6 protein-coding genes are annotated in these 12,471 nt (G+C 64.3%); 2 read left to right on the top strand and 4 right to left on the bottom strand.

The features are described 5' to 3' along the window. Window positions 1-38: 38 nt before the first annotated feature. Together Verru16B_RS13200 and Verru16B_RS13195 are read right to left on the bottom strand one after the other, a co-directional pair. The gene (locus Verru16B_RS13200) at window positions 39-4,178 is read right to left on the bottom strand and encodes a cell envelope integrity TolA family protein (RefSeq protein WP_069962718.1); all 4,140 of its coding nucleotides are present in this window, start codon (window positions 4,176-4,178) and stop codon (window positions 39-41) included. 67 nt (window positions 4,179-4,245) lie between these two features. Then, a complete protein-coding gene (locus Verru16B_RS13195; RefSeq protein ID WP_157772411.1) occupies window positions 4,246-5,373 on the bottom strand; it encodes a hypothetical protein in 1,128 nt (375 codons plus the stop codon). Window positions 5,374-5,759: 386 nt separating this feature from the next. Between Verru16B_RS13195 and Verru16B_RS13190 the strand changes: the two genes are divergently transcribed. Continuing rightward, window positions 5,760-6,638 carry a CPBP family intramembrane glutamic endopeptidase gene (locus tag Verru16B_RS13190; RefSeq protein WP_157772410.1) on the top strand — a complete coding sequence of 293 codons (879 nt, stop codon included), beginning with the start codon at window positions 5,760-5,762 and terminating at the stop codon, window positions 6,636-6,638. Window positions 6,639-6,714: 76 nt separating this feature from the next. Here Verru16B_RS13190 and Verru16B_RS13185 read toward each other — a convergent pair whose 3' ends face one another. Continuing rightward, the gene (locus Verru16B_RS13185) at window positions 6,715-8,631 is read right to left on the bottom strand and encodes a DUF5060 domain-containing protein (RefSeq protein WP_069962715.1); all 1,917 of its coding nucleotides are present in this window, start codon (window positions 8,629-8,631) and stop codon (window positions 6,715-6,717) included. Between the two features lie 1,274 nt (window positions 8,632-9,905). Between Verru16B_RS13185 and typA the strand changes: the two genes are divergently transcribed. After that, a complete protein-coding gene (gene typA, locus Verru16B_RS13180) occupies window positions 9,906-11,729 on the top strand; it encodes a translational GTPase TypA (RefSeq protein ID WP_069962714.1) in 1,824 nt (607 codons plus the stop codon). 146 nt (window positions 11,730-11,875) lie between these two features. Here typA and Verru16B_RS13175 read toward each other — a convergent pair whose 3' ends face one another. After that, window positions 11,876-12,454: a hypothetical protein gene (locus Verru16B_RS13175; RefSeq protein ID WP_069962713.1), complete on the bottom strand. Its 579-nt coding sequence runs from the start codon at window positions 12,452-12,454 to the stop codon at window positions 11,876-11,878. Window positions 12,455-12,471: the final 17 nt, after the last annotated feature.

The following is a 12,471-nucleotide window of genomic DNA, read 5'->3' as shown; positions in this document are numbered from 1 at the left end:
CTAAGCCTCGGTCATCGGGCAACTCCCTCCCCGGCCACCTATTCCGCCTCGCGGACGCCGTCGGGCAGCGGCCAGAGCCGGCCTTCTGCGAGGAGGGCCCAGTGTTCGGCCGTTATCGGTTTCAAGCCGGCGGCACTTACGTTATAGCGGAGCAACAACGGTATTAATGACGGATCCTCCTCCGCGGCGATTTGCACCAGGCTGTTGATGAAATCGTAGGGGGCACCGTGAATGATCGTGCGGGCGAGTTCCGAGGTGGTGCGGGTGGAGGCAAACGCCAGCAATATCTTGGTTTTAGGGTCGAGGCGCCGCATGCGCTCCCGCGTTTTTTGTTCCTGATATTCTGCCCGGTGACTGCCCAGTGCCAAGGAGATCATGCTGAGCCGGGCCATGACTTCCTCCGGCACGTCGGTGCCCTCGGGAACGGATGCTAAGAGCTGCTCGGACTCGGCTTCCAAGGGCTGGGTGAAATCATCCTCCGGCACCGGGATCTCCAGGGCGGCCATCTGGTCGAGGATCTCCAGCATCCAAGCGGACTTAAAAGGAGTCGGACTGTCGTCGCGCCAGGCGGACCCGAAAAAACGTGGCGCATCGGCGTCGGCGATCAGCGTGTGCAGCGCGGCGCGTTCAGCATTGCCCGCGGTATCCTGCCGCACCATGCGCAGCAGTTCGGTCGTAATTACTTCCGGCTGCGCATGGGCCCGGACGGCATTGACATAAAGCGCGGTAAGTCCGGCCTCGTCCTCGGCCGACGGGAGCGCGGTCACCCGTTGCAGCCAACTGGTCGCGTCCTTGGTGCCAACGGCGGCAAGCCGGGCGCGCGTGCCGATCTGCGCGAAACCACTGCTGTCATCATCGAGCAATGAGTGGGTTTCGCTGCCGAGCGCAAAGCGGGTTTCGTCCCCTAGGACGGGATCATAGAGTTCGATCAAGCGAGTCCGGGCACCGGGAACTCTTTTCTGGTAGGCGAGCACGAGTGCGGCGAAGCCATTTGCTTCGCGACTCCGGGTATACCAGTCATTCTCTTTTTCGCGAAAGCTGAATGCGGACAAGCTCCTCAAATCCGTGACTAGCCGGGAAGCCGGCGGATAGGCCCAGGGAATCTCGTTGTGCTCGCGGCGGATCAACGTCGCGTAAGCCAACGCGGCCACGCCATCATCCGTGTGGTTGCTCGCAGCAGAATAAAGCGCTTTCTCGGCGGAGCGCTCGAACGGATTTTCGAGATCGGCGGTCAGTTGCACCGTCACCAAGGTCTCAGCCAGTTTCGCCCGTTCCGGCGAACCGACGGCGGCGGACTCGAACGCCGTGGTCGCCGCGAGCGTGGCCTCAGGCGGAGGGAGGACATCTCTCGCCGCCACACTCGGAATCGAATCCCATGGGACGGCGGTCTGAAGCGAACCCCTGGGGAGTTTCGCGACGCGAAGCAGCGCGCGACGTTGACTGGCATACTCTTCTGCGGCTTGACCGGTGAATTGCCCGGCCAGGTAAGCCACCGGATCAGCCAGCCGATCAGATTCACCCGCAATGAGTCCATCGAGCACGGCAAAGAGCCCGTGCTTGTCCGAATAGTCCGAAGTAAAATCAATCAGGAGATTGGCCGCGACGACTCGTAAATCCGGGGAGATTTCCTTCCAGTCCAAAGTAAGCGCAGCCAGCTCAATCACCCGGTAAGTCGGCGGGTAGACAATGCCAGACATCGCGTATTCGCGATCGGTGCCCGTGGCCGTGTGGTAAGCCAGGGCCGCGGAGTGAATGCGCTGGGCCGCACCCACCATGGCGTGGGCGAGCAAAGACCTCACCCCGGGTTCCGCCGAGAGCGGCTCAAGCAACCGCAGGAAAAGGAAGGGCCGCCGCTGCGCGTCCGTGTAGGATTCATACGCTTCCGAGTCCGCCAGTTCGACCGCCAGTTCGTCGATGGCCTCGTGCATGATCCGTTCGGTGTCATTGGCAGGCTGCGCCAGCGGGTCGAATTCCTTTTGGTGCCAATAGCCGGTCGCATGTTCCCGCGCGATGATCGCGACGAGGTAAGGCAAATAGAGCGGATTGCTGCGGTCGTTCGGCCGGCGGCGGTCATCGTCCAGCCACGTGCCAACCTGCGCCCATTCGCCCAGTTCCATGCCGAGGATTCGGGCGATGAGCCACACGGTGGTCGGATCGGTAACGCCCTCCTTGTTCTCCAGCAGTTTTTTCACCGCGGGCCGGGCTTCGGGGATCAGACCGCCTTCGGTCAGGAGGAGCAACGACCGCACGAAATCCGCTGGTTCACGGGAATATTCCGGGAGTTTTAATTCATCGGCGGACTCCCCCAGGATGTCCTGCCGGATGCGTTTTATCCGGGCCATCGTCGGCGCTTCATCCCTTCTCGGATCATTCCACTGCCACCGGGCGTTCAGCTGCCGGGAGGCTTCGCCCGCGATCACGAGCCGACGCCAGGCCGCGGGAGAGATCCCGAGGTCCGGGAGTTTTTCACCCTCTGCCACCCGAAAATTGGTCAATTCCTGGATCGCCGTCCAGGTGGCCAGACCATCGGGCTCACCCCGGACGGCCGTTGTAACTGCCGTGATGTATCGCTCCACGGCCGGGGCTCCGGCGTGGAGCAGAAATCCCGTCACCCCGGAATGGAAAGGGTCTTCGTTGGCCAAATCCTTAATCCTTTCCCCGACCAAGGCCGTCTCGTCGTGATCCCGGATGAGGCAGTCCCAATACCACAGTGCTTTCAGCTCCGCGGCGCGCGGATCGTTTTCCGCGATTTTCCCCTCGAGCACCGCGCAAGTCAGGTCAAAGTCCGCCTGCAGCGCCTGTCGCAGCCACGGCGAAGCCTGAGCCCGGTTGCACCAACCGTCCAGGGCCTGCTGGAGGGTTTGCCGGGCCGTGGCGGAAAGGACGAAGCCCGTCTTGCCATTGAGCACGGCGCGGACCTGCGCAAACCAGAGGCCGGGATAAGCGGACCCGTCAGACAGAACCAACCGTATGGCCAAGCTCAACCAGACTTGCGCATCGAGTGCGGAGGGCACCAGCGGAACCGCTCCCATGACAGGCGCGGGATAGGATTGGAAGCCTTGGGTCCAGATACTCTTTCTGACCATCGGAATATAGTTTAGCCTCATCTGCGGCAGTTGCCCCAACTCAGGTGCCTGGCAGGCGGCTGCGACCAGCAGGGCCGCCACCGTTTTTTCCTCAAAGTCAGGATAGTCATCCACGGGCCGGCCATTGATCACCTCCGCCAGCAGCGCCGCCGCGAGGCGACGCTGATCCTCGTCCAGTTTGCCGTCCGGGGTCGCGAGAGCGCACGCCAGCACAGCCCATCCTTTATCGTAGCCGTAGGCGCCCCGGTTGCCGGGGCCGTTGGCCGCATTCTTCCGGTCCGCGCATTCCGCCAGAAACCGGTCGACGAGAATCCGGCCACGACCGCTCAACGCGGCCGCGGTGCAAGCGATCCCGGTGAGACTGGCCTGCGTTAGATCACACTGCCGGTAAAGGTCCATGCCGACAGCGAAGAGTTCCGCCTCAGTGCCCCGGACCTCATTCAGTCCGGAAAGTCTTTGGCCCTGATGGTAGTCAGAGACCAGCGCCCGGGCAATGGGCTCGGCATCGGCGGGCACGATCAAGCGGGTTCCGTTGCGCTGGGCTTCGCGTGCGGCCTCGAAGGTCCGGATGATCGGTCCGTAAACCTGGTCGAACGCTGCTTTGTCCGATGCCCATTTATCCCACGCGGCCTTGTCGGCCTCCGCCTCCCGATTCAACCGGGCTGCCTTGCCCGTCATGAATTGTCCGCCCACCACCACGATCTGCGCATCCTCGCGCTCCTGCCGCCGGCGCTCTTCAAGCGCGGCCTGCACCTGCTTTCTCTCCCCTTCCGCCTGCTGGCGTTTCTCGGACAACTGCTTGTCCTTCGCCTCCTGTTCGGTCTTCAGTCTCGCCTCTTCTTTCGCCTGCAACTCGCGCAGCCACAAATCCAGGGGGCCCGCTTCGCTTGGGCCCGAGACTCCCTGCGCGTTCTTCCGGTAAGCCTCAAGTGAGGCCCGGGACTGTGCGTTTTGAGCCGCTTGGAAATCCTCGGAAATGTAGATCCGTTTCCCGTTCTTGTCGGTCCAGTCCGCCGCCTGACTTACGATCGGGACGGCGGTCAAGGTCGCGAGCAGAAGAATCCGCACGGGGGACAGGAGGTGTTTTTTCATCGCACGGATAATGACGGAGGGCCGGCGCTGGCACCGTGCCTCATTCCCACGGGAAAAAGCCCGTGGCTTACTGCTGCACCAGCGCGAGCAGGTCTTCTTGCGCGGCCTTCGCCATGGCGACGACCTCGTCGTGATACGCCTTGGGATCGGTGAGCGTGGCCGTGAAGGTGAACTTCATGTCGGCTCCCGGGGCGAGGCCCCACACGCCCTTGCCCTGCGAGGCCGAAGTGAACGAAAACAGATCCGTGGCGCCGAGCAGCGGCTGGGCCAGCGTGACCACGACATCGCCGTCCTTGGCGGGCACCGGCTTCGCCCGGGAGGTCGTCTGGCCCTTGGGTTTCCCGGTGGGTGTGCGGAAGGCGATGCGTGTGTGCGTGGCCCGGATGCCAACCTGGGGGAATATCTCGGCCGTGTGAGTGTTGGTGACCGACGAGCCGCTGTGGGCCGATCCGGCGCGGAACATGCGCCCGCTGGTGCCGGCTTTCGCCGAGCCGAGCGTCACCAGGTAGGTGGCCTTCACCACGTGCGCATTGAGTTCCTTCGCGAGGGCCACTTCGAGTTTGGGCAGGTCGGCGGTGTAGTAGGTGCTGTTGGCGGTAAGTCCGCCGGTATCCTTCGATGACCACCCCTTGATCACGCCCTTGAACGGATAGGGAAACGTCCCGACTTCAAGCGAAAACGGCACGTACGGCTTCAGGCTGCTTGCCTCGACGAGCATGACATCGCCTTCCATGTTACCGTACTTGGAGAAATTACTAAAGGCGGCCAGTTTGACGATCTGCTGATACGTGGGACTGGCGAGCACGGTGGCCTCGGGCACGACTTCAAAGCCGTGGGCGGCCAAATCGGTCCGCAACTGCGCGTAAATTTCGTCGGTGATCGCGCCGAGTTCGGCGGGATCCATGGTAGGCCAGACCATTTTGGCCTCGGTATCGCTCTTGTTGGCCAGGATACCATTGGTGTCAGTCCGGTTGGACGTGGATGCCTGAAATGACACCAGCACGCTGGTGATGGCGACGCGCTTGGTTCCAGCCAACCCAGCCGCAGAACTGTCGGTGAAGACCGCCGAAGCCGAACTAGCCGGGGCCGCAGCTTGAATCAGGGCGTTTGCGCCTAGGCAGGTGAGGACAAGCAAGCCAACGCGGGCTAAACCGTTCGCGAGGCGATGATGAGGCCGGTTCATCGAGGTGGTCATAGATACTGTAATAGGCAGCGAAATTGTCTGGGAAACCGCCGCGCCGGTCATGCTCGCGGCATATCCCGTCTATGCCAGTCAATTGGCCCCGCATGCGTATGTATACGTACATGGAGCGGGGGCGCTGTGATCGCGGGCATCCGGCCCTGATGCGGTCAGGCTCGAAAGATCATGGTTGGTGAAACCCGCCGTTGGCTGAACGGCCGTCCCCGGGCCGGTGCGCATGTTTTTCCACGAATCGCTTTCTGAACCTGCCAACCGGACAGGCAGGAGAACCAGCCGAGGCGCCACCGGTTCAATCCTGATCATCCGGATCGCGTCTGGAGGGCCGGGACGGAATCGCTTGCCCCGCTTCCCCGTTGGTGGTCCCCTGCCGCCATCAGACCATGCGCTTGCACCCGTTCTATAACGCCGAGCGGCAGCTGCGAAACGGGTGGTGGATTGCGCTCTTCTTTTTGGTGCTGGCCGCGCTGCTGATCCCCGCCCTCTTGCTCGCCCAGGAGGCCGGGACCGAACTGTCCCCACTGCACCAGGCGGCGATCGTGGCCCTGGCCTCCGGCGTCTGCCAGCTCGGCCGGCGCCGGCCTCAGCGGGAATTGTGGGGGCGATTTGATCGCCGCTGGCTGGCCCAGCTGGGCTTGGGCGGCCTGCTGGGGGCCGCGCTGATGCTGGCACCGGCGCTGTTGTTGGGGCTCGGCGGCAGCGTCGTGTGGAGCCCCAACCCGGCCGGTTTTGCCGCCTTTCCCTCCCTCGTTCTCCTTGGCATCTGGGTGGCCATGGCCGAGGAGCTGATGTTTCGGGGTTTCTTTTTTCAGCGACTGGTCGCCGGTCTCGGCCCGTGGCCGGCGCAGTTGCTGATGGCCGCTTATTTTCTCCTCACCCACCTGAACAACCCCGGGATGGCCGGCACCGGCAAACTGCTCGGCAGCGTGAACATTTTCCTGGCCTCAATCCTCTTCGGCCTGGCGTATCTGCGCACCGGCAGCCTGGCCATGCCCCTCGGTCTGCATTTCATGGCCAACCTGACGCAGGGCGCGGTCCTCGGGTTCGGGGTCAGCGGAACAGAGCAACCGGGATTGCTGGCCCCCCACTTTGATTCCGCTCCGGACTGGGTGACCGGCGGTTCATTTGGGTTGGAGGCCAGCGCGCCCGGCCTCACCTTTGTCGTGGGCGCCATCGTGCTGCTTTACCGCTGGCAGCCCCGGCTTCCCACGCCCGGAGCGGCCGCCCACCCCGCTACCCAAGACGCGGCGAACAGAGGTTAAGCCCGGGCGCGCCTGCGCGAGGAACCGCCTGCCCCCGGACCGTCGGCGATGGCCGCGGCGCCAAGCGTTGTCGGCCCTACTTCGTACGCCGCAGCTTCGCCGCCCAGTCGTTGATGATGCCTGGCTCGCCCACGGGGAAGGACGGCGTCGCGAGCTTTCCCTCCGCATCGACCTCCAATTCCGGGGCCTCACTCCAGCCGCCCTGGCGCGGGTTGAACCAGGTCCAACGGTAACGCGCCCCGGGCGGAAAGCCCGCGAGCTGCGCCGGTCCGGACCGGTTTTCAAAATAGAGCAGCGCGAAATCACGCTCCGGGGTGCGCATCATGAATGACCAGCCGTCCAGACCGTCGTCCAGGGGATTGGCGGTCGAGCGGGTGGACAGATCAGCCGAGGCGAGCTCGAGATCCTGATAACGCACGCCTTCCGACAGCACGAAGTCACGCAGGTGCTTCATTTGTCCTCCCGACTCGTAACGGAGGGCGGTCCAGATATGCGGACGCCAGCCGGCCGGCTCGCCAGTGCTTGTCAGATCGTAGGCCGCGGTGCCGTGGACATGACCGGCCAGACCGCCGGAGAGGAACGAACCGTACATCATGGCGCGCGCGAAATAGTTATCGCGGTCCGAATTCTCCGCCGGGGTCTCGCCGCCGGGTCGATTGATGGCGTGGTTCCAGCCCGTATAATAAGGTTCCAGGTTGGCCGCGGGATACGCGGGGGTCAGGCGGAAGATTTCCTCGAGCGAGGCGTAGATCGCATGGTTGCGCGGCTTGTTGCCGACCGTATGCATGGTCAGCCACGGGGCGGTCTCGCCGTGTCCGAAGACCTTGTGGGTGGCGCTGTCGATCAAGACGGTGTAAGGCTGGCCGAACGGCAGCGGACCGTAAGTTTTCCAGTGATGCGTAAGGGCGGCATTGAACTCATCCGCGGTCAGGCTGAAGTCCTTCGGGATCCAATCCAGGTGGATGCCGCTGAACACGAGGTTGTAGGCACCGTAGCGGGCGATGAGGTACTGGACGAAGCGCGCATAGGAGACGTTGAAATCGAAATAGGCCTTCCAGGCCGGGGCGTTGTCACGGCGGATGGTCTCGAGGAAGGGCACGAATCCCTCGTCGGCCAGGTGCCGCATCTTGCGGTCGAGGCTGCGGAAGTACGCAGGGTTGATGCGGTCGAAGTTGGCGAGACCGTCGTCGCGATCCGGCATCATCTCAAACGGACGGTTGCCGTCCTCGTCATGCATATCCTTCGCGGTGGTGGTCGCGCCGTCCGCCGTGGAGATCCGGGCGTTGGGCGCCCAGTGGCCGAATTTTTCCCAGGCGTTGCGCAGGTAGATGCCGTCGGCGTTGGCAAAGGTCGCGCCGCGGTGATCGGCCGCCCAGTTGGGAAACGCCGCGATGAAGCTCACGGAGTTGTACCCCTGCCGTTTGCGGTAGGCCACCGCCTCCTCAAAGCTGATGCCGCTGGCGGGCTCGTAGTCCGGGGTCGCGGGCGCCCCGCGCCACGGCAGACGCCAGGTCGAGGCCGCGAGCCAGGTGTCGCCCACCAGGAAAAACGGCGAACCGTCGGCGTAGGTCAGGGCGTGACCACCGGCGGCGGTGCGGACAAAGCCCCGGCGGTTGGCATTCGCGGCCATTTCCGCGTCCGTCCAGGCAATGGCCTTCAGTTTGCCGGCCCCGCGATTCAGACCGGCGTCGGCCGGCTGGTTGGAGCCCGAGCGCCAGTGCCATTCCCCGGGAGCCGTGGTGACGAAACGCACCTTGAAGGTCCGCCCGCCATCCCAGAAGCCGTACACGCGCTTGGCGAAACCGGGGCCCTCGAGCTCGATCCAGCAATCCACCTCGGCGTAGGGATTGGCGTAGTCCGACGCCGCCTGGAAGGTGATCTCCTGCGTTTCCCACACGTGCACTTCGCCGGATTCAGGCAAGGCGCGGAGCATCACGGGGAGCAACCCCAGGACAACGAGACGGGCGAGCAGGCGCAGGGGGCGGGGCAACATGCTTTCTTGTCGGCGCCGGCGGACGACGCCGCAAGGCCGCAGTTCCCCCTTGTCCGTCGAACATGTGAACAACCGGGGAGCAAGCGGATGCGCACAAGTTATTCACCGGTGGAAAAACCGGAACCCGCCCGCGGGGGTGAATAAGATGGGAGGAACAACCCCGTGACTTTTCGCCGTGCGGGACGCATGTTGCATCCGTTCCTTGATAGAACAGTCGAAGCACGGCGGCATGAAAAACCCGCCGGGAGCACGACTGGGATAATCCCGGGCAACCGGGGAAAGGCGGGCGTTAATTGGTGACGCCCTCCCCTCCGCGGCGCGAGCCGCCGGCAGGCAAATATCACCAGTTCCTCTGGACGGCGTCGCAGCCGTTCCAGTATTGCGACATAGGAGCTGTGCGGCGAGGCGTGACCTAGAAACCACGTCCGAGCCGAGTCAGGTCCAAGGCCAGTTTCGGGCCTTGCACCGATGCAGTTACCCAGAGGGTTATGGTTGCTACTGTATGACCAGGACGCAGCGCGTTGTTCCGGTGGGTCCACCCCACCAAAAGGCCCGGCCCGCAAAGGCGGGGCGCGAAAGGGACAAGGCGCAGCGGGGAGCGGGCGAGTCTGGCAAAGCTCGCAAAACCTCCTCATTGGGGCGGTCCCGTAAAGCGGGATCACCCAACTGCAAATCGAAAGCAACCTGAGAGGTAAGAGGTCAGACCCGTTACACGGGGCCAACGCCCGGCCAAAAGCCGGGGCCGTCCCCGTGGCAAGGTGCTGGTGCGAAATGCCACGTTGCAGGCGTGCCAACACCCGTCCGGCGAGTTTCCCATCGGCAGATGGAGCCGAACCGGGCGGAGAGGCCTCACTCGAAAAATTCCGGAGCAGAAATGTCCGGGACGGTCCCGCTATGAGACCGACAGCATCGCATGCCGCGATGAGTAGCGTCGGGAAGCACACGGCCCGCGAAAGCGAGGCGCCCAATGTTGTGCGAATGGGGAAGAGTGCGTGGCGAGCACCCACCCCCGATTTTGGCCCGGGTTCCGCAAGGAACCCGGGCCTTTATCTTTAGTAGACACCCCTTTTCAGCGCGCCGGGCCCAACTTTATGCCCGGAACCATGGCTCTAGCCATGGCCCGGCGCGCTGACTTCAAGGGAGTTAGGTAACTTTCGAAGCTCCGTCAGAGGCGCCGCCTCGACGTCACACAGCTTCCTCAGGTTCAGCCTTGCCAAGCCCCGGGCCGGGACGCACCGTGACCGTTTTCCCATTTTAAACAGGTCCGCCCGAACATGAACCAGAACATCCGCAACATCGCCATCATCGCCCACGTTGACCATGGTAAAACCACCCTGGTCGACAAGCTCCTCAAGGAGGGCGGTGTCTACCGCGCCAACCAACGCGTCGAGGAACGCGCCATGGACTCCATGGACCTCGAGAAGGAGAAGGGCATCACCATCAAGGCCAAGAACACCTCGGTCCACTGGAAGGACAAGATCGTCAACATTCTCGACACCCCCGGCCACGCCGACTTCGGCGGCGAGGTCGAACGCGCCCTCCGCATGGTCGACGGCGTGCTCCTCGTGATCGACGCCTATGACGGTCCCCAGGCCCAGACCCGTTTCGTGCTCCGCAAGGCCCTCGCGCACGGCCTCAAGGTCGTCATCGTCATCAACAAGATCGACCGCGAGAACGCCGACCCGGCCAAGATGTACGACAAGGTGCTCGAACTCCTGATGGAGCTCAACGCCACCGAGGAGCAGTTCGACGCCCCCGTCGTCTATGGTTCCGGCCGCGACGGCTACATGATGTACCACCTCGGCGAGGAGAAGAAGGACATGACCCCCCTCTTCGAGACGATCATCGAGCACGTCCCGCCCCCGTTCGCCAAGCCCGACGAGCCCTTCCACATGCTCGTGTCCAACATTGATTGGAGCGACTACGTCGGCCGTATCGCCGTCGGCAAGATCCTCGGCGGCACCGTCCGCATCGGTGATGCCGTCAACGTCATCCGCCATAACGAGACCAGCAAAAAAATCCGCGCCAAGATCACCAAGATCTTCGAGTTCACCGGCCTCGGCCAGCGTGAGGTCGAGAGCGCCGCGGCTGGCAACATCGTCGGTCTCTCCGGCTTCGAGGACGTCGACATCGGCGACACCCTCGATGTGCGCGAGGAGGCCCATGCCCTCCCCTTCACCCAGATCGACCCGCCGACCCTCGAGATGCAGTTCTGCGTCAACGACGGCCCGCTCGTCGGCCAGGAAGGCAAGCTCGTCACCTCCCGCCAGCTGCGCGAGCGCCTGATGCGCGAGCTCAAGGTCAACGTGTCCATCCAGATCGAGGACTCCGACAAGGCCGGCATCTTCAACGTCAAGGCCCGCGGCGCCATGCAGGTCGCCGTGCTGGTCGAGACGATGCGTCGCGAGGGCTTCGAGCTCCTCGTCTCCCGCCCGACCGTCATCGAGAAGATCGGACCCAACGGCGAGCGCCAGGAGCCCTACGAGACCGTCTGGATCGAGGTACCCGATGAGTGCGTCGGTTCCATCATGCAGAATCTGGCGAACCGCAAGGGCCGCCTGACCAACATGGAGAAGCTCTCCCACTCCACGATGCTCGAGGCCGTCATCACCACCCGCGGCCTCATCGGCATGGAGATCGACGTCGTCAACGCCACCAGCGGCCGCGGCGTGCTCAGCCACTTGTTCAAGGAATACGGCCCGCTCGCGGGCGAGGTCCTCACCCGCATCACCGGCACGCTCATCGCCACCGAGGCCGGCGAGACGACGGGCTACGCCCTCGTCATGTGTCAGGAGCGCGGCAAGCTCTTCGTCAACCCCGGCGAGCAGGTCTACGAGGGCATGATCGTCGGCGAGAATCCCCGTAACGAGGACATCGCCATCAACGCCGTGCGCGAGAAGAAGCTCACCAACTTCCGCTCCCAGGGCGAAGGCGTGGCCTCCGGCCTCACGCCCGCGACCAAGCTCTCGCTCGAGCGCTCCATCGAGTACATCGCCGCCGACGAGCTGGTCGAGGTCACCCCGAAGAGCCTGCGCCTGCGCAAGCGGATCCTGAACAACGCCGCCCGTCAAAAGGCCGCGAAGTCCGGCAAGGCCTGAGCCGCCACTCCCCTCCCCGACCCGCAGCCGCAAGCTGCGGGTCTTTTTTTACCCGCCTGATCCCGGCGAGGCCGCCGGGGCTCCGTTCAGGCATGCGGCAGTGCGGGCGAGCCCGCCCGTGCGATCGTGCGGGGCCCCCGCCCGGCTTACTTGGCCAGCCCGGCGACCCGCTCTTTTGCCGCGATCACCTTGGGATGGTTCGCCCCATAGCGGGCCGATAATACATCCAGTTCAACCCGCGCCAGGCGCAGCTCGTGTGAGTCCGACCCCGGCGCCCGCAGATGCTTCTCCAAGGCGTTCACGCGCACCTGGGCGGTCACCCGGCGCGGGTTCTTGTCCCCGTAGCGCAGCGACAACGCGGCCAGTTCGGCCTGGGCTTCCAGCAGCTCATCCGGGGTCGCCGGATCGGCGCCAACCGATTTTTCCATGGCCTTCACCCGGGCCGCCTGGGCCTGGAGCTTCGGGTGTTTCTCCGCGTAACGGGCCCTCATCACGGCCAGCTCCACCCGCGCCGTGCGCAGGATAGCCGGCGCCGGCGTGTCCGCCTGGCGTTCATATTCGGCCACGCGCAGCTTCTGCTCGATGACCCGGGGATGCCTCTCGGCGTATCGCGCCGTCACGTCAGCCAGCTCGGCGCGCGCCCCCGCCAGATCCTCGGCGCCGGCGGCCTGGCCGCCCAGGAGCAGGCCGATCACAAACAGAGGGCGGAAGAGTGGTCGCATCATGCTGGGGGAAGAAACGG

The organism is Lacunisphaera limnophila (genome assembly GCF_001746835.1).
Lineage (GTDB): Bacteria > Verrucomicrobiota > Verrucomicrobiia > Opitutales > Opitutaceae > Lacunisphaera > Lacunisphaera limnophila.
This window is presented reverse-complemented; position numbering and strand designations above follow the sequence as displayed.

Bases quoted from the DNA above. Each gene is read 5' to 3' on its own strand.
- Verru16B_RS13200 (WP_069962718.1), bottom strand. From the start codon at position 4,178: ATGAAAAAACACCTCCTGTCCCCCGTGCGGATTCTTCTGCTCGCGACC.
- Verru16B_RS13195 (WP_157772411.1), bottom strand. From the start codon at position 5,373: ATGACCACCTCGATGAACCGGCCTCATCATCGCCTCGCGAACGGTTTA.
- Verru16B_RS13190 (WP_157772410.1), top strand. From the start codon at position 5,760: ATGCGCTTGCACCCGTTCTATAACGCCGAGCGGCAGCTGCGAAACGGG.
- Verru16B_RS13185 (WP_069962715.1), bottom strand. From the start codon at position 8,631: ATGTTGCCCCGCCCCCTGCGCCTGCTCGCCCGTCTCGTTGTCCTGGGG.
- typA (WP_069962714.1), top strand. From the start codon at position 9,906: ATGAACCAGAACATCCGCAACATCGCCATCATCGCCCACGTTGACCAT.
- Verru16B_RS13175 (WP_069962713.1), bottom strand. From the start codon at position 12,454: ATGATGCGACCACTCTTCCGCCCTCTGTTTGTGATCGGCCTGCTCCTG.